Origin of the sequence: Sandarakinorhabdus sp. DWP1-3-1, from assembly GCF_049896705.1 — a bacterium.
In the GTDB taxonomy this organism is placed as follows: domain Bacteria; phylum Pseudomonadota; class Alphaproteobacteria; order Sphingomonadales; family Sphingomonadaceae; genus Sandarakinorhabdus.
In genome coordinates this window covers 394,785-417,431 of record NZ_JAFCUV010000003.1, presented here as the reverse complement: position 1 = coordinate 417,431, position 22,647 = coordinate 394,785, and the positions used below count along the sequence as shown (strand labels likewise).

The following is a 22,647-nucleotide window of genomic DNA, read 5'->3' as shown; positions in this document are numbered from 1 at the left end:
TTACCAGGGGAGTTCTTTGCCGGTATAGTCGAGGTAGCGGTGCGCCTTGCCGTGCCGGGTCTCGACGACATCGGCGAGGCCGGCGACGCTGGTCGCCACGTCGATGTCGGCGCCGTCGCCGCCCATCGCCGTCTTCACCCAGCCGGGGTGGAGGTTGAGCAGGGTGATGTCGCGGCCCTTGATGTCATTGGCCCAGAAACCGCGGCTGATGGTGTTGAGCGACGCCTTGGACGCGCGATACAGGTCCATGGTGCCATGGGTGTTGAGCGCCACCGAGCCGAGGATCGAGGTCATCAGCGCGATGGTGCCGCCATCGGCGACGCGCGGCAGCAGGGTCCGGGCGACGCGGATCGGTGCAACGGCGTTGGTCATCATCAGCGCGGCGATCTCGTCGGGCGTCACCTCCTCGGTGGAGCCGTGGCGCGGGCCATAGGTGCCGGCGTTGACGAAGACGAGATCGAACTTGCTGTCGCCGAGGGCGCTGTCGAGCGCGGCGACGCTGTCCTTGTGGTCGATGTCGACGGTCTGGATGGTGATCTTGCCGTCCGACGCGGCGGCGGCGGCCTCCAGTTCCGGCGCCGGGCCGCGCGCTGTCGCGACGACCTGCCAGCCGCGGCCGGCGAATTCCTGCGCGAGGCCGAGGCCGATGCCGCGCGAGGCGCCGATGATGATGGCGGATTTGGTCATGCGGGTCTCCCGGAGGGCCTATTTCTTGAACAGGGCGTCGGCGGCGGATTTGAAGGCCGCGGCCGCCCCACGTTTTGTCTCGGTGCGGGCCAGTTCGGCTTTCAGGCCGGCAATGCGGTCGTCGAGCTCGGCCACCGACAGCTTGTCGAGGTCCTCGCGGGCCAGGTCGGCCAAAGGCTCGGACTTGCGTTTCGGCAGGGCGTCGTCTTCGAACATGGCGGAAAGCGTTGACCCGCCGCCGGTCGCTGTCAATATCCGGCGATGCCTATTCCGACCGAGATGACCGCCATCGATCCCGCCGCGCCGGGGGGCCCCGAAGTCCTGCAGGCCGTCACCCGCCCGGTGCCGCAGCCGGGGCCGGGGGAGGTGCTGGTGCGCGTCGCCGCCGCCGGGGTCAATCGCCCCGATGTGCTGCAGCGCATGGGGCTGTACCCGATGCCGCCGGGCACGCCGACCATTCCGGGGCTGGAGATCGCCGGCACCGTCGTGGCGCTGGGCGATGGTGTCGAGCGCTGGCGGGTCGGCGATGCGGTCTGCGCGCTGGTCGCCGGCGGCGGCTATGCCGAATATTGCGCGGCGCCCGCTGGCCAGTGCCTGCCGGTGCCGGCCGGCATGGCGATGGCCGATGCGGCGGGACTGTGCGAAACCTGGTTCACCGTCTGGTCGAACGTGATGGACCGCGGCCATGCCCGGCCCGGCGAGACCATGCTCGTCCATGGCGGTACCAGCGGCATCGGCGTGACGGCGATCCAGCTGGGCACGGCGCTGGGGCTGACGGTCATCGTGACGGCTGGCAGCGGCGACAAATGCAGCGCGGCGCTGGCGGCCGGCGCGGCGCATGCCATCGACTACAAGGCGCAGGATTTTGTCGCCGAAGTGGCGCGGATCACCGAAGGCCGGGGCGTCGACCTGGTTCTCGACATGGTCGGCGGCGATTATGTGCCGCGCAACCTCCAGTGCCTCGCCGATGACGGCCGGCATGTCTCGATCGCCTTCCAGCGCGGGCCCAGGGCCGATCTCGACCTGGTCGCGGTGATGCGCAAGCGGCTGACGCTGACCGGATCGATGCTGCGGCCGCGGTCGATCGCCTTCAAGAGCGCGATCGCCGAGACGCTGGAGGGGGTGATCTGGCCGGAATTCGAGAGCGGACGCATCGCGCCGCTGACCGACCGGGTGTTTCCGCTGGCGGACGCGGCGGATGCGCACCGGCGGATGGAGGCGGGGACGCATGTCGGGAAGATCGTGCTGAGTATTTGACCCTCTCCCGCTTGCGGGAGAGGCGAGAGACGGCGAAGCCGGACCTGAGGGTGTTCTTTCGCGCCTAAGCTGGGGGACACTCTCACCCGCCGCGCGCGACGGATGTCGGCTTCGCGACGCCGCGCGTGTCGCCTCTCCCGCAGGCGGGAGAGGCAGAAGGAGAATATATGCTCAACCGCCTCGACGACTACCCCGTCCACCAGACGCCGGAGCCGCTGGCGGTGCTCGCGACCAGCGATCGCAATGCCTATGACCGGACCTGGTTCAACGGCTATGCGCCCGATGGCAGTTACTATTTCGGGATCGGCATGGCGGTCTATCCGCACCGCGGCATCCTCGATTGCGCCTTTTCGACGGTGCGGCCCGGCGAGCGCCAGCATTGCTTCTACGGCTCGCGCCGGGCGCCGGTCGAGCGCACCGAGATGGCGGTCGGCCCGTTCCGCATCGAGGTCGTCGAGCCGATGCGGCGGACCCGCGTGATCCTCGACGACAACGAGACCGGCATCGCCTGCGACCTGACCTTCTCGGCGCGCACCGCCGCCATCGAGGAGGCGCGGCAGACGCTGTGGCAGAACGGCCGGCGGGTCATGGACGCGACGCGGTTCGACCAGTTCGGGCGCTGGAGCGGCACCGTCCGCACCCCCGATGGCGAATTCACCGTGGATGATGCCGTCTGCCGCGGTACCAAGGACCGCAGCTGGGGCGTGCGGCGGGTCGGCGAGCCCGAGAGCGGCGGCGCGCCGGCGCTGCCGGGCGGCATCATGTTCCTGTGGGCGCCGCTGGTGTGGGACGACCATATCACCCACGCCATCTTTTTCGACGGGCCGCGCGGCGAGGCGCTGGTGCGCGAGGGGATCGTCGCGCCGCTTTACGCCGGCGAGGCGCTGATCCCCGGCACCGAGGACGGCCGCGACCAGCGCATGGCGACGGCGCGGCATCGGGTCGGCTATGTGCCCGGCACGCGGCTGGCGGCGAGCGCCGAGATCGACCTCGTGGACCATGACGGCAACACGCGGACGATCGCGCTGGAGCCGATCCTGAAGTTCCAGATGAAGGGGCTGGGCTATGGCCATCCGGTCTGGGGGCAGGGGATGTGGAAGGGCGAGCTGGCGATCGGCGGCGAAAGTTTCGACCCGCGCCAGGTCGATCCGCTGGCGCCGGAGAATCTCCATGTCCAGCAGGTGGTGCGGGCGAGCGACGGCACGCGGACCGGGGTCGGCGTGCTCGAGCAGGTGGTGTTCGGGCCCTATGCGCCGGCGGGGTTCACGTCGTTCCTCGACGGGGCACGCTAGACCCAGAACCCGAAACTGTCGTGGTCCGCCGCCTGTTCGCAGGCGCCCTCCGTCATCCGCAGGAACAGCGCGTCGGCGCGTTCGGTGCGCTCGACCGACAGGGCGGAGAAGACGCCCATCAGGATGCCGTGCAGGGTGAAGCGGCGGTAATCGCGCCAGCAGGCCTCCCAGCCATAGTCGCGCACGCCGCGGCGCAGCAGCTCGGCGTGGTAGAAACGGACGAGTTCGCCTTCGTGCAGCCGGCGTTCGGCGGAAGAGATGCCGGCGGACAGGAAATAGGCGACGTCGGTCAGGCCAGGCCCGGCGGTGACGGTCTGCCAGTCGAGCGTCGCCAGCGGCCGGGTGCCGCCGCCCACATCGAACATCATGTTGTCGAGGCGGAAATCGGCGTGCTGGACGGTGATCGGCGCATCCATGCCGGCGCGCATTGCGATCAGCGCGGCGGGGAGTTTTTCGACCATGGCGAGGTGCTCGGGCACCAGGCGCCCGGCGAAGCGTTCGCGGAACAGCGCGATGATCGCCGGCAGCATCGCGTCGACCATGGCGCCGAGCGCGGCCGGTCGCATTGCCAGCCAGTCGAGTGTCGGCAGCAGCAGGTCGCCCCAGCGCGGCGCGTGCAGCGCTGCGGCCTCCGCCATTGCCACCCGGGCGTCCGCGAGCGAACAGCCGGCGAGCTGGTCGCCCTGCCGCGCCGGGGCGAGGTCGTCGAGCAGCAGCACGAAATCGTCGGTGGCGGGGTCGATGAGCGCGGCATGGGCACGCGGCGTGTGGATGGCGAGCGTCGCCGCCATCTCGCGATAAAAGGCGACCTCGCGGACATAGAGCAGGTGATCGCTGCCCGATCTGCGACTGACCGGATCGTGTGAGGGGAATTTGCCGACGATGCTCGCCGGCGCGGTGGCGGGGCCGTCATGCGTCAGGCGGAAGCGGAAACTGTCCGCCACCAGCCCGTTGCCGACAGGTTCGATACTGAATTCGCCGACCCGCCCGGTCGGCAGCGCGCCGGAATTGCGCAGCGCCGCCGTCAACCAGGCGGGATCGATCTGGTCGGCGCGCCGGATGTCGAGGTCCATTCCCTATGGTGGACCCCGATCCGGCGCGCCGAAACCCGCGTTATCGGCAGGTGACGTTGTTGCGGCTGATCGAATTGCCGAGCAGCGCGCCGAGCCCACCGCCGAGCAGCGTGCCCAGCGTCTTCGAACCGTTCGGCGCGATGACGTTGCCGAGCGCACCGCCACCCAGGCCGCCGATGATCAGGCCGGTGGTGCCGTCGTTGCGGCGGCAATAATAGCGATTGTCCTGGCCGCGATAGATGCGATCGTTGGGACCGAGACGGCGCGGCTGGTACCGGCTGTTGTCGACGTAATAGCGGTTGGCCTGGTAGTCGCCGTAGCGCGGATCGGGGCGATTATAGTCGAAGCGGCTGTAATCGGCCTGGCTGATGCGGCGATTGTCGCGGCGGTCGTCGCGACGATCGTCACGGCGGTCGCGGCGATCATCGCGCCGATCATCACGGCGGTCGTCGCGTCGATCGTCGCGCCGGTCGTCACGGTTCCCACCGGCATTGGACCAGGGCGGCGGCGCGGCGCTTGCGGCGGCCACCGGCATTGCGGTGGCGAGGACGAGTGCCGACAGGATTGCGATCCTCATGTGGAATTCCTTGCTGTTTCTATCTGGTTGCGATCGGTAACGGTTAGGGACGCGTAATGTTCCTTGCAGATGGCTTACGCCCCGGGGCATGAACCCCCGGCAACCTGTCGCACCGCGGTTGCCGCGCTGCGGCGAGCCAGCTACGCGACACAGCGATGCGTGCGACATTCCCTGTGGGCGGCGCCGGCTGGAACCGGCTCGACGACCGCTTTGGTGGGCGGCTCGCGACCTTCCTGCTTGTCGTCGGGCTGCATGTCCTGCTGGTGGCGATCTTCCTGCTGCTGTCGCCGGTGCGCAAGGCGCTGCCGCCGGCGCCGCGGATCTTCGAGCTGTTGCCGCCGAGCCTGCAGCCGGCGCCCGAACCGTCACCGAAGCCGGCGCCGAAAAAGGCGGAGAAAAAGGCCGCCAAGGCCCCGGCCGCCGCCGTGGCGCCGAAACCGGTGGCAGAACCCCAGCCCAAGCTGTTCGACAAGCTGCTGCTCGACGGCTTCGACCTGGCCAAGCTGCCCAAGGGCCGGCCCGATACCGAGGTCGCCGCGACCGAGGGCAGCGAGGGCGACAGCAGCTCCGCCTATGGCCCGGGCGAAGGGCCGGGCGGCGTGCGGCTGTACAATGCCGAATGGCAGCGTGAGCCGACCCAGGCCGAGCTCGCCTTTTACCTGCCGCGCGGTGCACCCCGTGACAGCTGGGCGCTGATCGCCTGCCGCACCGTGCCGCGGTTCCAGGTCGAGGATTGTGTCCAGCTGGGCGAATCGCCGCCCGGGTCGGGGCTGGCGCGCGCCATGGTCAATGCGGCGTGGCAGTTCCGGGTCAAGCCGCCGCGCATCAATGCCAAGCCGCAGGTCGGCGAATGGGTGAAGATCCGCTTCAGCTTCAGCGAGAAGGGGGAGAGCAGCGGACGCTGACCTTGCCACGCGCCTTGCGGCCATCGGCAGGGTTGCCGCGTTAGCATGACCGTCGGCCGCGTCGGCCCCGGCCACTTACAAGGATTGCATCATGGCCAGAACGGCACTCGTCGTCGGCACCAGCGGCATTGTGGGCAGCGCAACGGCGGCCCTGCTGGCGGCGGAAGGCTGGACGGTGCTGGGCCTCGCCCGGCGGCCGACGGAGCAGCCGGGGGTCACGCCGGTGGCCGCCGACCTGCAGGACCCGGTGGCGCTGGCGACCGCGCTTGCCGGCCGGGAGCCCGATGCGGTCTTCATCGCCACCTGGTCGCGGCAAGCCACGGAGGCGGACAATATCCGCGTCAACGCCGCGATGGTCCGCAACCTGCTCGATGCCCTGCGCCCGGCCGGCAGCGTGCGCCATGTCGCGCTGGTGACCGGCCTCAAGCATTATCTCGGGCCGTTCGAAGCCTATGGCCAGGGCGTGCTGCCGCAGACGCCGTTCCGCGAGGACCAGGGGCGGCTCGATGTCGAGAATTTCTACTACGCCCAGGAAGACGAATTGTTTGCCGCCGCCGCGCGCGACGGTTTCGGCTGGAGCGTGCATCGCCCGCACACGATCATCGGCCAGGCGGTCGGCAATGCGATGAACATGGGCACGACGCTCGCCGTCTATGCCACGCTGTGCCGCGAGACCGGACGGCCGTTCCGTTTCCCGGGTTCGGCGGCGCAGTGGGACGGCCTGACCGACATGACCGACGCCGGCCTGCTGGCCCACCATCTGCTCTGGGCGGCGGAAACGCCCGCGGCGCGCGACGAGGCATTCAATGTCGTGAATGGCGACATCTTCCGCTGGAAATGGATGTGGAGCCGCATTGCCGGCTGGTTCGACGTCGAACCGGCGGATTTCGACGGCACCGTGGTGCCTCTGGCCGTGCAGATGGCCGATGCCCCGGAACAATGGGCGAGCATCGCCGCGCGCCATGGCCTTGCCGAAGCCGATGTGATGCGCCTCGCCTCGCCGTGGCACACCGACGCCGACCTGGGGCGTCCGATCGAGGTCGTCACCGACATGGGCAAGAGCCGGCGGCTCGGCTTCACGCGCTACCAGCCGACCGACGACGCCTTCTTTGCGCTGTTTGCCGCGCTGCGAGCTGGTCGCCTGATCCCCTGACCCCTAGCTGACGACTCCCAGCGCATCGAAGCGGGCGTCCTGCCATTCGTCGCCGGCGAGGACCTGCGTAAGGGCTTCGGCGGCGTCCCACAGGTCGGTGAACCGCGTGTAGAGCGCCGGAAAGCCGAAGCGCAGGCGATCGGACGGGCGGAAATCGCCGATGATGCCGCGGGCGATCAGCGCGGCCATGACGCGGCGGCCCTGCGGATGGCGGAGGACGAGCTGGGCACCGTGGCGACCGGATGCTGCCGGGTCGACGGTCAGCGCCGGGAAACGCGCGGCGACCCCTGAGGCGAGGATCGCGAAGCGGTGGACGAGCGCCGCCGACTTGGCCTCGGCGAGCCCCAGGTCGATGCCGTCGAAGGTGGCGACGCCGGCGGCCAGTGCTGTCATCGCGAGGATCGGCGGGGTGCCGATCGCCAGCCGCGCCACCCCGGTCGCCGGGGCATAGTCCTGGGTGAAGTCGAACGGCTTGGCATGGCCCATCCAGCCCTGCAGCGGTGCCTGCAACCGGTCGTGGTGGCGCCGGGCGATCCAGGCAAAGGCCGGGGCGCCGGGGCCGCCGTTCAGATATTTGTAGCCGCAGCCGACGGCATAGTCGGCGCCGTCGGCATCCAGCGCCAGCGCCAGCGCGCCGGTGCTGTGGCTGAGATCCCAGAGCGTCAGCACGCCGGCACCATGGGCGGCGGCATTGGTCGCCGCCATGTCGTGGACCGCGCCGGTGGCATAATGGGCATGGGCGAGGACGAGCAGCGCCACGTCGGGACCGAGCGCGGCGGTGATGGCGTCGCGGGCGACCAGGCGCAGTTCCGCCCCGGCGATGCGGGCGAGGCCGGACAGGATATAGCTGTCGGTGGGGAAATCATCGGCCTCGGCGATGATGACCCGGCGGCCGGGCTGGGCCGCCAGCGCCGCGCCGGCGAGCTTGAACAGGTTCACCGACACCGAATCGCAGGCGATGACGCAGTCGGGCGTGGTGCCGAGCAGCGGCGCGATGCCGGCGCCGATACGCTGCGGCAGGTCGATCCAGCCGGCGTCGTTCCAGCTGCGGATCAGCCCTTCGCCCCATTGCCGTTCCACGGCGTCGGCGACCAGCCCGGCGGTGGCGACCGGTAGCGGCCCCAGCGAATTGCCGTCGAGGTAGATGACGCCCGGCGGCAGGCGGAAACGTTCCCGGGCATGGCCGAGAGGATCTTTGGCATCGAGCGCCGCGAGCTCGGCGCGGTCGGTGGCAGCTGCGTTGCGGGTCATGGCACCGGATAGTCGACGATGCCGCCGTGGGTGAAGACGTTGCCGGCCTGGCGATAGGTCAGCGCCCGGAATCCCCAGGCCGCGCCATGCGCATGGGTGCCGAAGGTCGTCGCCTTCTGGCCGAAATCATCGCCCATGTACGACGCTGGCTCGATCAGCATGCCGTCGGGGCCGACGTGCGAGCGCGCGAACATCGCCTGCATGCGGCCCTGCGCGGCACGGCCGGTGTCGCCGCCGAAAACGATGTCGGGGCGCGCCTGCGAGGCATTGTTGGCGTGGCAGACGCGGACATTGCCGTTGCTGCCGGGGCCCTGGCTGCCGACGCCGAAGGTGCAGCCGTCCATCGTCGCAGTGAACATCCACAGCGCGCCATTGCCGAGCATCAGCGGTTTGGTCGAATTGTTGCTGTAGGGGCAGAAATAGACGTTGAGGCCATTCGTATCGGTCGCGGCGCGGCGGCGCATCTTGTAGACGCCGCCGGCCACCACGCCGCCGACGACGCCGACGGCGATGTTGCTGATGGTGGCGGCGGGGACGCGCGGCTCCACGACCACCTCGACGATGCCGGTGGTGTCGTGCGGCAGGATCACATAGACCACGTTCTGCTGCATGAACTGCAGGGTATTGTTACAGAAATCGTCGAGATAAGCCATTTCGTTCCCCCTGTTGCGATGCTGTCTATGCCCGGCTGGCGCGGGCGATGATCACGGCGGCGATGGCCAGCAGCAGGATGGCGCCGGCCTCGAAAACGATGTTCTCGGGCGCCATTTCCTTGCCCTGGAGGACGATCAGCCGGGCGAGCGCGGTGATGGCGATGAAGATCGGATAGACGAAGGGCGATTCGCGGCCGCCGTAGAAGGCGGCGATCATGCCGATGACTTCGGCATAAAGGAACATCAGCAGGATATCGGCAAGATTGACCGATTGCTGCGCGATGACGCGATAGATTTCGAAGCCGGCGGCGGCCAGCGTCATGGCGACGATCATCAGCAGCAGCAGGCGCTCGATGGCGCGAAAGCTGGTCAGCGCGATGGCGCGTTCGGCGGGGCCGGCACCGTGTTCGGGCGGATCGGTCGGGAGCGGCGTCGCCATCATCGGCATGAAACTCCAAATCGGCGGCCGAAACCACCGTTAATCCGCTGCGGTGGACCGTGCTTGATTGCCGCGCCCGGTCGTTCTACAGGAAAGGTTGCACAGCCGCTCCGAAAAGGGGCGGCTGTTTTACGTTCCACAGACAGGAATCCGCGCCATGGCTGCTCCCACCACTCCCCTGATGCCGCATGCGACAGCAGCCTGGCTGGTCGACAATTCGGCGCTGACGTTCGAGCAGATCGCCCAGTTCTGCGGGCTGCACATCCTCGAGATCCAGGCGATCGCCGATGATACCGCGGCAACGAAGCTGACCGGCCGCGATCCGATCCGCAGCGGCGAGCTGAGCCCCGACGAACTGGAGCGTGGCCAGGCCAACCCCGATTATGTGCTGAAGCTGTCGCGCCAGCCGGAACAGTCGCGCCGCACGACGGGCCCGCGCTACACGCCGGTGTCGAAGCGCCAGGACAAACCCGACGGCATCCTGTGGATCATCAAGAACCATCCGGAAATCACCGACAACCAGATTTCCAAGCTGATCGGCACGACGAAGACGACGATCGCCGCGATCCGCGACAAGAGCCACTGGAACTATGCCAACCTGCAGGCGCGCGATCCCGTCACGCTCGGCCTCGCCGGCCAGCGCGAGATGGACGCGCTGGTGGCGGCGGCGGCCAAGAAGGCCGGCATCGACACCTCCCCCGACCTCGGCAAGCTGGGCGAGGACCGCGCCGCGCTGATCGAGCAGCTGCAGGCCGAACGCGTCGCCGCGGCGCACATCGCCGAGCATGGCGAGCCGGTGCAGCATGGCGGGACGGCGCTGGAACAGGGCGAGGCGTTGTTTCGTCGCTGAGCCGCGAGCGCGCAGCGCGCAGCGCAGCGCGCCGACAGGCACAAGACCGATCGGCGGGGCGGTTGGCCTGGCCAACCGAACCCGTTCGGCGCCAGCACGGGTTTTGCCCGTGCGCTCTTGTCCGGCCGGGGTGACAGGGAAACCTAGAACGTCCCCGGCAAATCCCGCTGCGCCGCGTTCGGCCGTGCCGCCACCAGCAGCTCCCGCCGCTCGCGCGCATTGACCCCCGGCGTGCGCAGCGACGCGGTCGGGGCGGCCCCGCCGATGGGCACGCACAGCCGCCCGGCCAGCGTGTCGATCGCCACCTTCGTGGATGCTTCCGCCGGGTCGCCCATCTGGCGGTCGACGTTGTCTGCCGCCTGGCAACTGGCGCCGACGGTGCTTGCGAGGCCGTTGTAATAGGCGCCCTGGCGATCGGCGTTCTGCAGGGCAAAGGCGACGATGCGCAGCCGGTCGTCGCAGGCGGTACGGTCGATGGCGATCTGGCCGACCGGCTTGCCATAGGTGTCGGCGCCGACGAGGATCGAATTAGCCTTCAGATAGGGCGTGAAGGCATTGATGACGAGTTCGCTGGCCGACGCGGTTTCCTCGGTGGCGATGAAGGCGATGCGCAGCGGCCCGATGGCCTGGGGCTGGCGGCGGAACAGCCGGGTTTCGTTCTCGCTCGCTTTCGACGGGCGATAGGTCAGATAGTTGACGACGTCGGAGGTGAAGCGATTGGCGCCGAGCAGGTCCGCCATGACCTGCGACGGTTCGAGCAGGCCGCCGCCATTGTAGCGGAAATCGACGATGACCTGGTTGATGCCCTGGATGCGGAAGCTGTCGAAGGCGCTGCGCAGCTGTGGCTCGCTGGTCTCGATGAAGGTGCGCAAATTGACATAGCCGATGCGCTGGCCATCGGCGGACAGCGTCTGCGCGCCGAAGCGCGGCGACACCGGCTGGATGGCGAAGTCGGCCTTGGTGATGCTGATGACGCGGGTGCCGCCGGTGTCGCGGATCTGCAGCGCGCGGGTGACGCCGGGCGTGGCAGGGCCGAAGGCGTTGCCGAGCGCGCTGCCGCCGGCGGCGAGCAGGCTGGTGACGCTGCGCAGGTCGCCGGCGTTGGTGCCGATGGCGAGGATTTCGGCGCCGCGATCGATGCCGGCGGCGAGCGCCGGGGCGCCCTCATAGGCGTCGGCGACATAGAGGCGGTTGGCGACGCTGTCGGTCTGCAGGCGGATGCCGAAGGCGGCGGTGGCGCCCGAGCTGAAATAGGCGTTCTCCTCGGCGATCGAGGTCAGGTAGGTGAAGAAACGGTCCTTGCCCTCGGCGCGGGCGGTAGCGGTCAGCGCGTCGATATAGTCGTCGACGGTGCTGTACGGCGTCGGGTCGAGGCTGGCCGGCAGCGTTTCGGGGAAGAGATACCATTCGCGCAGCTGGGCGGCCGCCCAGTCCTGGCGGGAGCGGAGCGAGCAGCTGGCGGTGGGGGTCGGCGTCGGGGTCGGGGTGGCGCCGCGCCCACCCGTGGGGGCACCGGGGCTGCCGCCGCCCCCGCAGCCGGCGAGGGCCAGCGTGAGCAGGGCCGAGACGAGCTGGCGCGCCGTTCTGGAGTGCACCATCAATCCTCGCCGCCGACCAGCGGCAGGGCCATCTCGCGCGGCGGCTCGCGATCGAGCAGCCCGGCGGCCTTCAGGTCGGCGAGGCCCGGCAGGTCGCGCCGCGAGGTCAGGTTGAAATGCGTCAGGAACGCCGGGGTGGTGGCATATTGCAGCGGCCGGCCGGGGGTTTCGCGGCGGCCGGCGGGGCGGATCCACCCGGCCTCCAGCAGCACGTCGATGGTGCCGCCGCTGACCGCGACGCCGCGGACTTCCTCGATCTCCGGCCGGGTCACGGGTTCGTGATAGGCGATGACGGCGAGCGTTTCGGTGGCGGCGCGCGACAGTTTCCGCACCGCCTCGCGGCTCGGGCGGAGGTGGTGGGCGAGGTCGGGCGCGGTCTGGAACAGCCAGCGGCCGCCGCGTTCGACGAGATTGATGCCGCGCGGGGCATAGCTGTCGGCGAGTTCGCGCAGCAGTTCGGGGAGGTCGCCGGCGGTACCGACATGGCGGGCGATGTCGGCAAGGGTCAGCGGCGCCTCGGCGGCGAAGATGATCGCCTCCAGCGCGCGGAGAGTTTCGGGGTCGGTCACGGCACGCAACAGACCAGAACCGGCCGCGAGGGGGAAGGCATCAATTTGCGGCGCGGACGAGAATCGGTGCGAACGCTGCACCTTGCGACAGCGTGGCGCGGCCCTGTCGGGTCAGTTCCAGCGCGGCGACGAAGGTGCTGGCGAGCACCGAGCGGGCATAGCCCTCGTCGGTGAGGTCGCGGGGCAGGAAACGGGCGAGTTCGGTCCAGTCGAGGCTGGTGCCGAGCAGGCGTTCGAGCCGCTCGATGGCCTCGTCGAGCGCCATCACCGGGCGGCGACGCACGACATGGGTGCTGGCGCTGTTGCGCGCCTTGATGTCGCCATAGACCGACAGGAGTTCGAAAAGGCTGACATCGTAGCGGGCGACGGTTTCGAGGCGCAGACCCTCGGGTTCGGCGCGGGTGAAGCTGTCCCAGCCCTGCTGCGGGCGCGCCAGCAGCCGGGCGCCGGCTTCCCGCATGGCATCGAGGCGCTGCAGCTGGAATTGCAGTTTCAGCGCCAGGTCGTGGGGATCGGGCTCCACCTCCGGGTCGGGCGGCAGCAGCAGCGCCGATTTGAGATAGGTCAGCCACGCCGCCATGACGAGATAATCGGCGGCGAGTTCGAGGCTGAGTGCCTTCGCATCGCGGATGAAGGCGAGATACTGGTCGACAAGGGCGAGGATGGAGATCTGGGCGAGGTCGACCTTTTGCGCCCGGGCAAGGGCGAGGAGGAGATCGAGCGGGCCCTCCCAGCTGCCGAGCTGGAGGACGAGCGTCGGCGGCGCGGCGCGCGGCGGGAGGTCGAATTCGTCGTCGGTGGTCATGCCCCTCTCCCGCTTGCGGGAGAGGCGACCAGCCCACTTGGGCGAGCGGGTGAGGGTGTCCTTTGGGTGCCGCCGCGCGGGTCCACCCTCACCCGGCGCGCCGGCGCGCGTCTCGCCTCTCCCGCAGGCGGGAGAGGAAGGTCAGGCCAGGGCGAGCAGTTCATCGCGGGCGTCGGCCCATTGCTGCATCGGCGTCGCGTCGCCGGTCCCGGCCCAGGCCATGGCGGCGTCGAGGCGGGCGGCCGCAGCGGCGGCGATCCCCGGCACCGCGTCGCAGATGGCGCGCATTTCGGCGAAGTCGCCCGAGCAGTGGAGGGCGATATCGCAGCCGGCATCGAGGCTGGCGAGCGCCCGGGCGCCGAAGTCGGTCAGCGCATTGCTGCCGGGGTCATGGCCGCCCGACGCCGGGTTGCCGAGCGCGTGCATGCCGAGATCGTCGGACATCAGCAGGCCCTGGAAGCCGATGTCGGTACGGATGAAGTCGATGACCGTCGGCGACAGGGTGGCGCAGCGGCGCGGATCGAGCGCGGTGTAGGTGACATGCGCGGTCATCGCCATCGGGGAACGGGCGGCGAGGGTGCGGAAGGGTTCGAAATCGCGCTCAAGCTCGGTGCGGCTGGCGGTGACGATCGGCAGTTCGAGGTGGCTGTCGGCGGCGGCGCGGCCATGGCCCGGGATGTGCTTGACGACACCGCAGACGCCGCCGGCCTTCAGCCCGTCGAGCGTGGCACGGCCGAGCGCCGCGACGCGCATCGGTTCATGGCCGAAGGCGCGGTCGCCGATGATGTCGTGGCCGTCCGGATCGCGAACATCGAGCAGCGGCAGGCAGTCGACGGTGATGCCGAGGTCGCGCAGCATGGCCGCCAGCGCCAGGGCGTTGAGCCGCGCCGCCTCGATCGCGGTGACCGGGGCGAGGTCATACAGCTTGTCGAAGGTCTCCCCGGTCGGGAATTCGGGCCAGTGCGGCGGCCGCAGCCGGGCGACGCGGCCGCCTTCCTGGTCGATCAGGATCGGCAGGCGGCGGCCGGCCAGGTCGGTCAGCGCGGCGGTGAGGGCGCGGACCTGGTCAGGGCTGTCGACATTGCGCTTGAACAATATGTAGCCGGCGGGGTCGGCGGCACGGAACAGCGCGGCCTCGTCGGCGGTGATGGTGAGGCCCGACAGGCCCAGGAACGTCGGCTGCATTGCTACTCCACCACCGCACAGGCCCGGCCGGCGGCCTTCAGCGACGCGCACAGCGCCGCGGCGTCGCCACCGCTAGCGCGCAGGCGATACAGCGTTTGGCCGTTGCTCTCGATCTTGATGACGCGCTTGCCGAACCCGGCGATACCCGGCTTGCCGGCGAGCGCCGCCCAGGCGGCATCGGCCTTTTCGGGGCTGGAGAAGGCCCCGAGCTGGACGCTCGAGGGCTTCTTCGCCGGCAGCTCGACGATTTTCGGCGTTGCGGCGGCGGGCTTCGGCGTCGCGGCGGGGGCCGCGATCGGGGGCTTTGCCACGGCGATCGCGGCTGGCGCGGTTGTTTTTGGCGCAAGGGCCGGCGGGATTGCGGCCGGCCTGGTCGCCGGCGGCGGCAGCACCAGCTTTGGCGGCGCGGCGCCGGGCGCGTTGACGGTCGGCGCGGCCTGCATCGGCGGCACCAGGTCCTCCGGCAGGCCCGGCGGCGGCGCGGTTCCCGGGCGGGGCAGCACGGCCTCCGGCATCGCCGACTGGTCGATGACGCTGCCGGCGTCGATGCCCTCGCCGGCGGCATAGATGGTCTGGTCCTGGCCTTCGACCTGCATGCCCTTGGGATCGACCGGCGGGATCTTGTACGGCCCCGGCTCGGCGGTGATCACCGGCGCCTGTTCGGCCTCCATATAGCCCTGCGTTGAACCGGCGTTCTTTTTCGACAGCAGCAGCACCAGCCCGATGGCGACGACGGCGGCAAGGCCGAGCAGGATCGCCGCGGTCCAGAAGAACGAGGCGCGGGTGACATGGGTTTCGGCGCGCGGGCTGGCTTCGGCCAGCCAGGGCGCATCGTCGTCGAGATCGCGGCGGGCCATCAGTGGAGTTCGTTGGCGGCTTCGACGCCCATCACCGACAGGCCGTTGCGGATGACCTGGCCGACGGCATCGGCGAGCGCCAGCCGCGCCGCGGTCAGCGCCGGGTTGTCGGCCAGCACCAGCCGGCGCTGCGGATCGTCGTTGCCGAGGTTCCAATGGGTGTGGAAGGCGGCGGCGAGGTCGCCGAGGTAGAAGGCGATGCGGTGCGGTTCACGCGCTTCGGCGGCCTGTTCGACGATGCGCGGCCACTGCGCAGCGACCTTCACCAGCGCCAGGTCGGTATCGTCGAGCAGTGCAAAATCGGGCTCGGGCAGGGCGATGCCGGCCTCCACCGCCTTGCGGCGCGCCGATGCGATGCGGGCATGGGCGTACTGGACATAGAAGACCGGGTTGTCGCGGGATTGCTCGACGACCTTGGCGAAATCGAAATCGAGCTGCGAATCGCTGCGCTTGGTCAGCATGATGAAGCGCACGACGTCCTTGCCGACCTCGTCGACCACATCCGCCAGGGTGACGAAGTTGCCCGAACGCTTCGACATCTTCACCGGCTCGCCGGCGCGCAGCAGCTTGACCATCTGGACGATCTTGATGTCGAGCGGGACCTTGTCGTCGCTCAGGGCGCGAACGGCGGCGGTCATGCGCTTCACATAGCCGCCATGGTCGGCGCCGAACATGTCGACGAGCGCGTCATAGCCGCGGGCGAGCTTGTCCCAGTGATAGGCGACGTCGCCGGCAAAGTACGTCCAGCTGCCGTCGGATTTCTTCATGGCGCGGTCGCTGTCGTCGCCGAACTGGCTGGCGCGGAACAGCGTCTGCGGCCGCGGCTCCCAGTCTTCGGCGGCCTCGCCCTTCGGCGCCTCGAGCACGCCTTCGTAGATCAGGCCCTTGGCGTCGAGCGTTTCCAGCGCCTCCTGGACGCGATTGCCGAGCGAGGCTTCGGAAAAGAACACGTCCTGGGCGATGCCGAGCAGCATCAGGTCGGCGCGGATGCGGACCATCATCCGGGCGACGCTTTCGCGGCGGAACAGCGCCAGCCATTCGGCCTCGGGCGCGCCGACATATCTGTCGCCATATTCGCGGGCGAGCGATTCACCGACGGGGACGAGATAGTCGCCGGGGTAGAAGCCTTCGGGGATCTCGATCGTCTCGCCCAGTGCCTCGCGGTAGCGCAGGTGCGCCGAGCGGGCCAGAGTGTCGACCTGGCCGCCGGCGTCGTTGATGTAATATTCGCGCGTCACGCCATAGCCGGCATAGGACAGCAGTCCGGCCAGCGCATCGCCGACGACGGCGCCGCGGCAATGGCCCATGTGCATCGGGCCGGTGGGGTTGGCGGAGACATATTCGACGTTGACGCGGTGCCCGGCACCGATGCCCGAGCGCCCGTAATCGCTGGCTTCGGCGACGATGTGGCGAAGTTCGGCGCGCCAGACATCGGGGCGCAGCGTCAGGTTGATGAAGCCGGGACCGGCGACTTCGGCAGCCTCGATATCGGGCAGCCGCGCCAGTTTCTGGGCGAGCATGATGGCGATGTCGCGCGGTTTCATGCCCGCAGGCCGCGCCAGCACCATGGCGGCATTGGTGGCGAGGTCGCCATGCGTCGGATCGCGCGGCGGCTCCACCGTCACGGCGCGGGTGTCGAGCCCGGCCGGCAGGTCGCCGGCGGCGGTCAGCGCGGCAAGGGCATCCGCGACATGGGCGGAAAAACGCGGGTAAAGGCTCAATGTGCGGTCCGGAATGAAGACGTGAAGCCTCTCCTACCGCCGGGCTGCCCGCGCTGCAACGCGCGGTCTTCCTTGACGGTGGCGGCAACGATCGGCGCCGCGGCCCGTTTGCCACTGGCAAGGGAAGCGACCGCGACCCGTCGGGAGCTGCCGCTTGTTCGAATTCCAGTCCTATCACCTGCTGCTTGTCGCCATCGGCCTGGCGACCATTCTCGCCTATTGGCTGCCGCGGTTCGTGTCGGGGCGGGAGCCGGCGGCGTCGGCGCTGCTGATCGGCATCGGCTGGGCGGCGTTCACGCTGGTGCCGGGAATGCCGCCGGCGATCGATCCCATTGCCGAGCCCAAGGTGTGGGAGATCGTCAGCGAGATCTGCGTCATCGTCGGGCTGTTCGGTGTCGGCCTGCGCATCGACAAGCCGCGGCGCTGGAAACTGTGGCGGCCGACCGTGCGCCTGCTCGCCATCGGCATGCCGGCGACGATCGCCGCGGTGGCGCTGCTCGGCTGGGCGGTCGGCGGCATGACGCTGGCGGGCGCGCTGCTGCTCGGCGCCGTGCTGGCGCCCACCGATCCGGTGCTCGCCACCGATGTTCAGGTCGGGCCGCCGCTGGAAGGCGGCGAGCATCCGGTGCGCTTTACCCTCACTACCGAGGCCGGGCTCAACGACGGCCTTGCGTTTCCCTTTGTCTATCTGGCGCTGGCGGTGGCCGGGGCGGGCGGATTGACCGGCGAAGTGCTGGGCGAATGGCTGTGGAAGGATGTCGCCTGGCGCGTCGTCGTCGGTGTGCTCGGCGGCGTCGGCGTCGGCTGGCTGCTCGGCAGGGTGCTGTTCGCCTTCCCGCGCGAGAATGCGCTGGCCAAGACCGAAAGCGGCGTCATTGCGCTCGCCGGCGTGCTCGCCGCCTATGGTATCACCGAACTGGCCGAGGGCTATGGCTTCATTGCCGCATTCCTCGCCGGGCTGACGCTGCGCCAGGCCGAGGCGGGCCACGAATTTCACACCCGGCTGCACAATTTTTCGGATTCGATCGAGCATGCGCTGACCGCGCTGCTGCTGATCGCGCTGGGGGCGGCGCTGCCGGCCCTGCTGCCGGCGCTGACGTGGCGCGATGCGGCGATCGGGCTGGCGCTGGTGCTGGTGGTGCGGCCGCTGGTCGGCTGGGTGGCGCTCGGCCGGGTGATGCCGCGATCGCGCGAGCGCGCGGTGGTGGCCTTCTATGGCGTGCGCGGTGTCGGCTCGATCTACTACCTCGCCTATGCCGCGACCCATGTCGCGCTGGTCAACATCGCGCAGCTATGGGCGATCATCGCCTTTACCGTGCTGGTGTCGACGATCGTGCACGGCTTTACCGCCGGGCTGGCGCTGGAAAAGGCCATCGGGGACGAGTCGGCACAGAAAGTCGAAGGCTAGCCGACGGTCTGTTCGATGGCCCCGAAGATCGACCGGTGCCTGGCGTCGAGCATCTCGATGCGGACGGTGTTGCCGGGGCGCAGGAACGGCGTCACCGGCTTGCCGCCTTCGATCGTCTCGATCATCCGCAGCTCGGCGATACAGCTGTAGCCGCGGCCACCGGCGGCGACCGGCTTGCCGGAGCCGCCGTCGGCGTCGCGGTTGGACACGGTGCCCGATCCGATGATGCTGCCGGCACCGAGCTCGCGGGTTTTCGCCAGATGCGCGATCAGCGTGCCGAAATCGAAGGTCATGTCCTCGCCGGCATCGGCGCGGCCGAAGGGTTGCCCGTTGAGGTCGACGTTGAGGACGCCGTGCAGCTTGCCGTCGCGCCAGGCGTCGCCCAGGCTGTCGGGGGTGACGAAGACCGGCGACAGCGCCGACGCGGGTTTCGACTGGACGAAACCGAAGCCCTTGGCGAGTTCTTGCGGGATGAGGCCGCGCAGCGAGACGTCGTTGACAAGGCCGACGAGGCGAATGGCGGCGATCGCCTGTTCGCGGCTGGCGCCCTGCGGCACGTCGCCGGTGACGACGACGACTTCGGCCTCCAGATCGAGGCCCCATTGGTCATCGACGAACGGGATGGCGTCGCGAGGGGCAAGGAAACGGTCGCTGCCGCCCTGGTACATCAGCGGGTCGGTCCAGAAGCTGGCGGGCAGTTCGGCACCGCGGGCTTTCCGCACCAGCTCGACATGGTTCACATAGGCGCTGCCGTCGGCCCATTGATAGGCGCGCGGCAAGGGCGCGGCGGCTTCGCGTTCGTGGAAGCGGCTGTGCGGCACGGCGTCGTGCGCCAGGCTGTCGGCGACGCCGCGCAACACCGGCTCGGCATGGCCCCAGTCGTCGAGCGCGGCCTGTAGTGTGGCGAACATCGGCGGCGGCGCGGCGCACCAGGCGAGATCGTCCGAGACGACGACAAGGCGGCCGTCACGGCCATGTTTGAGCGAGGCTAATTTCATGCGAGCTATCGTGGTCCTGTCGGGGAACGGGTGCAAGCGATCTCCCCTCCCGCTTGCGGGAGGGGAGGCGTTCAGGCTGCCAGGTCTTCCTCGCTGATCGCGTAAAGCGAGGCGGCGCCGCGCGTCACCGGCCCTGACAGGGCGCCGACTTGCGGCAGCAACTGCTCGGCATAGAAGCGCGCGGTGGCGATCTTGGCGGCGAGGAAGGCCGGATCGCCGGTGCCGGCGGCAAGGCCTTGCTGCGCGGCAAGTGCCTGTTTTGCAAGGAGCCAGCCGCCGAGGGTGAGGCCCATCATGCGCAGGTACGGCGTCGCGCCGGCGGCGACATCGTCGGGGTTGTTGGCACCGGCGAGCCACAATGTTGCGGCCTTTGTCGCGGCGAGCGCATCCTCCAGCCAGGGCGCCAGGCCGGCGAGATCGGGGCTGGCGGTAAGGTCGTGAACGGTGTCCCGGACTTGCGCGAACACCTCCTGCCAATGGGCGCCGCCGTCTGCCCCGAGCTTGCGCCCGACGAGGTCGAGCGCCTGGATGCCGTTGGTGCCTTCGTAGATCGGCGCGATGCGGGCGTCGCGGAGAAACTGGGCGGCGCCGGTCTCCTCGACATAGCCCATGCCGCCGAAGACCTGCAGGGCGAGACTGGCGACTTCGACGCCGACATCGGTCGCCCAGCCCTTGGAAATCGGCGTCAGCAAATCGGCGAGGCCGGCACCCGCGGCGTCGCCGGCATGGGCGCGGTCGACGGCGGCGGCGTTGAGATAGACCAGCGCCCGGGTCGCCTCGGTCAGCGCCCGGCAGGTCATCAGCGTGCGGCGGACATCGGCGTGCTCGATGATCCGGACAGCGTCGCGGCCACCTCCGAACTTCGCCGATTGCACCCGCTGCCGGGCATAGGCGAGCGCGTGCTGCGTCGCGGCCTCGGCGATGGCGACGCCCTGCAGGCCGACCTGGACGCGGGCGTTGTTCATCATGGTGAACATGGCGCGCATGCCGGAACCCTCCGCACCGACGAGGTAGCCGACACAGGCGTCATTGTCGCCGAAGCTCATGGTGCAGGTGGGCGACGCGTGGATGCCGAGCTTGTGCTCGATCCCGACGCATTTCAGGTCGTTGCGCGCGCCGTCCGGCAGGAATTTCGGGCAGAGGAACAGGCTGATGCCCTTGGTGCCCGGCGGCGCGTCGGGCAGGCGGGCGAGGACGAGGTGGACGATGTTCGCCGCCGCGTCATGTTCCCCCCAGGTGATGTAGATCTTGGTGCCCTTGATGCGATAGCTGCCGTCGGCATGCGGCTCGGCGCGGGATTTCAGTGCGCCGACGTCGCTGCCGGCGGACGGCTCGGTCAGGTTCATCGTGCCGGTCCATTCGCCGCTGACCAGCTTGGCGAGATAGCGGTCCTGCAATTCCGGGGACGCGTGTGCGGCAAGCGCCTCGATGGCGCCCTGGCTCAGCATCATGCACAGCGCGAACGCCATGTTGGCGCTGGTCAATTGTTCCTGCACGGCGACGTTGACGGCAAACGGCAGGCCCTGGCCGCCATGGACCTCCGCGACGCCCAGCCCGGCCCAGCCGCCGTCGATGTAGAGTTTGTACGCATCGGCAAAGCCCGGTGGCAGGGTGACGACACCGTCGGCGAGTTTGGCATGCGTCCTGTCGCCGACGGCGTTCAGCGGCGCGAAGACGTTGGTGGCGAGCTTGCCCGATTCGGCGAGGATGGCGTCGACCATGTCGGGCGTGGCGTTGGCATAGTGCGGTCGCGCCGCGAGGCCGGGCAGGTCGGCGATGACGTCGAGGACGAAACGCTGTTCGGCGGTGGGCGCGGTATAGGTCATGGTTTCGCCTTGGGCTGGTGACCGTCCCGCTATAGACGAAGCGCCATGACCGACAAAAGCCGCATCATCGCCGCTGATCCTGCGGGCATCGCCGAGGCGGTGGCGCTGCTCGACGCCGGCGGCATCGTCGCGGCGCCGACGGAGACGGTGTACGGCCTGGCGGCGCGGGCGGCCGATGGCGCGGCGGTGGCGCGGATCTATGCGGCGAAGGGCCGGCCGAGCTTCAACCCGCTGATCGTCCATGTTTCGGGGGTCGCGCAGGCAGCGAAGCTGGTCGAGATCGACCCGGTGTCGGCGGCGCTGATGGCGGAATTCTGGCCCGGTGCGCTGACTCTGGTGCTGCCGCTGAAGCCCGGTGCGGCGGTTGCCGGGCTGGTGACGGCAGGGCTGGCGACGCTGGCGGTGCGCTGCCCGGCGCATCCGGTGATGCAGGCGCTGATCGCCGGGGCCGGGCCCTTGGCGGCACCGTCCGCAAACGCATCGGGGCGGATTTCATCGACGACGGCAGCGCATGTCGCGGCGTCGCTCGGGGACCGGGTGCCGCTGGTGCTCGATGGCGGGGCGTGCGCGGCGGGGGTGGAATCGACGATCGTGCAGGTGGCGGATGGGGTGGTGACGCTGCTGCGGCCGGGGGCGGTGCTGCTCCCCGGCCCCATCGCGGAGCCGCCATCCCCGCAAGGGGGAGGGCGTGTCGTTGCCCCCGGCATGATGGCGTCGCATTATGCGCCGTTGCAGCCGGTGCGGCTCGACGCGCTAACCGCCGCGCCGGCGGAGTTCCACATCGGCTTCGGCACCGTCGCCGGCGACGCCAGCCTGTCACCCGCGGGTGACCTTACCGAAGCCGCCGCCAGGCTGTTCGACCTGCTGCATGTCGCGGAGGCGAGCGGGCGCGCCGCCATCGCCGTTGCGCCGATTCCCGGGCACGGCCTGGGGCTTGCCATCAACGATCGGCTGAATCGCGCCGCTGCCCCGAAATAGGCTTGCGAACGATTCTCAATAGCATAATATCCCGGCTGTCGATCGGGAGGATGTGCAGTGAAGATTGTCGGGTCGGGCGAAGATTATGGCCAGTGGCCGGCGCGGCGCGGCGGGGTCGAGGCGCTGCCGCCCGACGAACAGCGGCTGCTGTGGGCGCTGCGGCGGCTGGCGCTGATGCAACCGCTCGGCGGCGCGCGCTGCCACGCCGTCCATGTCGCCCTCCAGCAGGATTATGGCGATGCCGGCCAGGGGCTCGAGCATCTGCTGCGCTGCCTGTTGTTCGGCCTGTCGCGCTTTGCACCGCGGCGCCTCGCCATCGGCGCGCCGGCCTGCCCGATCCTGACCGAGGACGAGGCGCAATTGCTGCTGGCGCTGCGGCTGGCCGGCGGTGACGAGACGGCGGCGATCGCCGCGCTGGTGCCGCTCGCCGGCGTCGCCGGTGCCGGGCGATTGGTATCCTTCCTGGCGACGGTCGGCGAGCTTGTGACGAATTCGCATGCCAGGGGCTTGTCAAAATCCGTCCAAGATATATCTTGGAGGGCATGAGAAACTCAAGGAGGCATCC

General features: G+C 69.6%; 23 protein-coding genes. 8 read left to right on the top strand and 15 right to left on the bottom strand.

The window, feature by feature from the left end; genetic code table 11:
- Window positions 1-687: an SDR family oxidoreductase gene (locus ACP7AI_RS15750; RefSeq protein WP_426169355.1), complete on the bottom strand. Its 687-nt coding sequence runs from the start codon at window positions 685-687 to the stop codon at window positions 1-3.
- Window positions 688-705: 18 nt separating this feature from the next.
- Window positions 706-903: a DUF1192 family protein gene (locus ACP7AI_RS15745; RefSeq protein ID WP_426169353.1), complete on the bottom strand. Its 198-nt coding sequence runs from the start codon at window positions 901-903 to the stop codon at window positions 706-708.
- A gap of 45 nt (window positions 904-948) precedes the next feature.
- Here ACP7AI_RS15745 and ACP7AI_RS15740 point away from each other — a divergent pair, with 45 nt between their 5' ends.
- Together ACP7AI_RS15740 and ACP7AI_RS15735 are read left to right on the top strand one after the other, a co-directional pair.
- Window positions 949-1,944: an NAD(P)H-quinone oxidoreductase gene (locus ACP7AI_RS15740; protein ID WP_426169351.1), complete on the top strand. Its 996-nt coding sequence runs from the start codon at window positions 949-951 to the stop codon at window positions 1,942-1,944.
- Between the two features lie 167 nt (window positions 1,945-2,111).
- The gene (locus tag ACP7AI_RS15735; protein WP_426169348.1) at window positions 2,112-3,236 is read left to right on the top strand and encodes a hypothetical protein; all 1,125 of its coding nucleotides are present in this window, start codon (window positions 2,112-2,114) and stop codon (window positions 3,234-3,236) included.
- Here ACP7AI_RS15735 and ACP7AI_RS15730 read toward each other — a convergent pair.
- Both ACP7AI_RS15730 and ACP7AI_RS15725 read right to left on the bottom strand, forming a co-directional pair.
- Window positions 3,233-4,309, bottom strand: coding sequence for a phosphotransferase family protein (locus ACP7AI_RS15730; RefSeq protein WP_426169345.1), 1,077 nt, complete (start codon window positions 4,307-4,309; stop codon window positions 3,233-3,235). The two genes, ACP7AI_RS15735 and ACP7AI_RS15730, sit on opposite strands and share 4 nt — an antisense overlap.
- A gap of 40 nt (window positions 4,310-4,349) precedes the next feature.
- Window positions 4,350-4,886 carry a glycine zipper 2TM domain-containing protein gene (locus ACP7AI_RS15725; protein ID WP_426169342.1) on the bottom strand — a complete coding sequence of 179 codons (537 nt, stop codon included), beginning with the start codon at window positions 4,884-4,886 and terminating at the stop codon, window positions 4,350-4,352.
- A gap of 155 nt (window positions 4,887-5,041) precedes the next feature.
- On the opposite strand from ACP7AI_RS15725, the gene ACP7AI_RS15720 reads away from it, so the two are divergent.
- Window positions 5,042-5,791, top strand: coding sequence for a hypothetical protein (locus tag ACP7AI_RS15720; RefSeq protein WP_426169339.1), 750 nt, complete (start codon window positions 5,042-5,044; stop codon window positions 5,789-5,791).
- 91 nt (window positions 5,792-5,882) lie between these two features.
- Window positions 5,883-6,944: an SDR family oxidoreductase gene (locus ACP7AI_RS15715; protein ID WP_426169337.1), complete on the top strand. Its 1,062-nt coding sequence runs from the start codon at window positions 5,883-5,885 to the stop codon at window positions 6,942-6,944.
- Window positions 6,945-6,947: 3 nt separating this feature from the next.
- Here ACP7AI_RS15715 and ACP7AI_RS15710 read toward each other — a convergent pair whose 3' ends face one another.
- From ACP7AI_RS15710 to ACP7AI_RS15700, 3 genes are read right to left on the bottom strand one after another with little or no spacing between them, the layout of a single operon-like run.
- Window positions 6,948-8,195, bottom strand: coding sequence for a kynureninase (locus ACP7AI_RS15710; protein ID WP_426169334.1), 1,248 nt, complete (start codon window positions 8,193-8,195; stop codon window positions 6,948-6,950).
- Window positions 8,192-8,848, bottom strand: coding sequence for a hypothetical protein (locus ACP7AI_RS15705; RefSeq protein ID WP_426169332.1), 657 nt, complete (start codon window positions 8,846-8,848; stop codon window positions 8,192-8,194). Before ACP7AI_RS15705 ends, ACP7AI_RS15710 begins: the two co-directional genes overlap by 4 nt.
- A gap of 25 nt (window positions 8,849-8,873) precedes the next feature.
- On the bottom strand, window positions 8,874-9,287 hold the full coding sequence (locus tag ACP7AI_RS15700) for a phosphate-starvation-inducible PsiE family protein (protein WP_426169329.1): 414 nt from the start codon (window positions 9,285-9,287) through the stop codon (window positions 8,874-8,876).
- 157 nt (window positions 9,288-9,444) lie between these two features.
- Here ACP7AI_RS15700 and ACP7AI_RS15695 point away from each other — a divergent pair, with 157 nt between their 5' ends.
- Window positions 9,445-10,137, top strand: coding sequence for a cell cycle transcriptional regulator TrcR (locus ACP7AI_RS15695; RefSeq protein ID WP_426169326.1), 693 nt, complete (start codon window positions 9,445-9,447; stop codon window positions 10,135-10,137).
- Window positions 10,138-10,280: 143 nt separating this feature from the next.
- On the opposite strand, the gene ACP7AI_RS15690 is transcribed toward ACP7AI_RS15695, so the two are convergent.
- The 6 genes from ACP7AI_RS15690 to argS form a co-directional block, all read right to left on the bottom strand.
- A complete protein-coding gene (locus tag ACP7AI_RS15690; protein WP_426169323.1) occupies window positions 10,281-11,735 on the bottom strand; it encodes a S41 family peptidase in 1,455 nt (484 codons plus the stop codon).
- Window positions 11,735-12,304: an SMC-Scp complex subunit ScpB gene (gene scpB / locus ACP7AI_RS15685; RefSeq protein WP_426169321.1), complete on the bottom strand. Its 570-nt coding sequence runs from the start codon at window positions 12,302-12,304 to the stop codon at window positions 11,735-11,737. Before scpB ends, ACP7AI_RS15690 begins: the two co-directional genes overlap by 1 nt.
- A gap of 40 nt (window positions 12,305-12,344) precedes the next feature.
- Window positions 12,345-13,109 (bottom strand): segregation and condensation protein A, encoded by a 765-nt coding sequence (locus ACP7AI_RS15680; RefSeq protein ID WP_426169319.1) that lies wholly within the window; start codon window positions 13,107-13,109, stop codon window positions 12,345-12,347.
- Between the two features lie 141 nt (window positions 13,110-13,250).
- Complete coding sequence (locus tag ACP7AI_RS15675) at window positions 13,251-14,294, bottom strand: glycoside hydrolase family 3 N-terminal domain-containing protein (RefSeq protein WP_426169317.1); 1,044 nt, start codon at window positions 14,292-14,294, stop codon at window positions 13,251-13,253.
- Between the two features lie 2 nt (window positions 14,295-14,296).
- Window positions 14,297-15,151 (bottom strand): SPOR domain-containing protein, encoded by an 855-nt coding sequence (locus ACP7AI_RS15670; protein WP_426169315.1) that lies wholly within the window; start codon window positions 15,149-15,151, stop codon window positions 14,297-14,299.
- Entirely contained in the window at window positions 15,151-16,872 is a 1,722-nt protein-coding gene (argS, locus tag ACP7AI_RS15665) for an arginine--tRNA ligase (protein WP_426169313.1), read from the bottom strand. The genes ACP7AI_RS15670 and argS overlap by 1 nt, the downstream gene beginning before the upstream one ends.
- Before the next feature lie 154 nt (window positions 16,873-17,026).
- Here argS and ACP7AI_RS15660 point away from each other — a divergent pair, with 154 nt between their 5' ends.
- On the top strand, window positions 17,027-18,280 hold the full coding sequence (locus ACP7AI_RS15660; RefSeq protein WP_426169311.1) for a cation:proton antiporter: 1,254 nt from the start codon (window positions 17,027-17,029) through the stop codon (window positions 18,278-18,280).
- Here the strand turns inward: ACP7AI_RS15660 and ACP7AI_RS15655 are convergent.
- Complete coding sequence (locus tag ACP7AI_RS15655) at window positions 18,277-19,278, bottom strand: fumarylacetoacetate hydrolase family protein (RefSeq protein WP_426169308.1); 1,002 nt, start codon at window positions 19,276-19,278, stop codon at window positions 18,277-18,279. The genes ACP7AI_RS15660 and ACP7AI_RS15655 overlap by 4 nt on opposite strands.
- Before the next feature lie 71 nt (window positions 19,279-19,349).
- Window positions 19,350-21,104, bottom strand: a complete 1,755-nt coding sequence (locus ACP7AI_RS15650) for an acyl-CoA dehydrogenase (protein ID WP_426169306.1) — start codon at window positions 21,102-21,104, stop codon at window positions 19,350-19,352.
- A gap of 45 nt (window positions 21,105-21,149) precedes the next feature.
- Here ACP7AI_RS15650 and ACP7AI_RS15645 point away from each other — a divergent pair, with 45 nt between their 5' ends.
- Window positions 21,150-22,082 (top strand): L-threonylcarbamoyladenylate synthase, encoded by a 933-nt coding sequence (locus ACP7AI_RS15645; RefSeq protein WP_426169304.1) that lies wholly within the window; start codon window positions 21,150-21,152, stop codon window positions 22,080-22,082.
- Between the two features lie 57 nt (window positions 22,083-22,139).
- Complete coding sequence (locus tag ACP7AI_RS15640; protein ID WP_426169301.1) at window positions 22,140-22,628, top strand: hypothetical protein; 489 nt, start codon at window positions 22,140-22,142, stop codon at window positions 22,626-22,628.
- The last annotated feature ends 19 nt before the right edge of the window (window positions 22,629-22,647 follow it).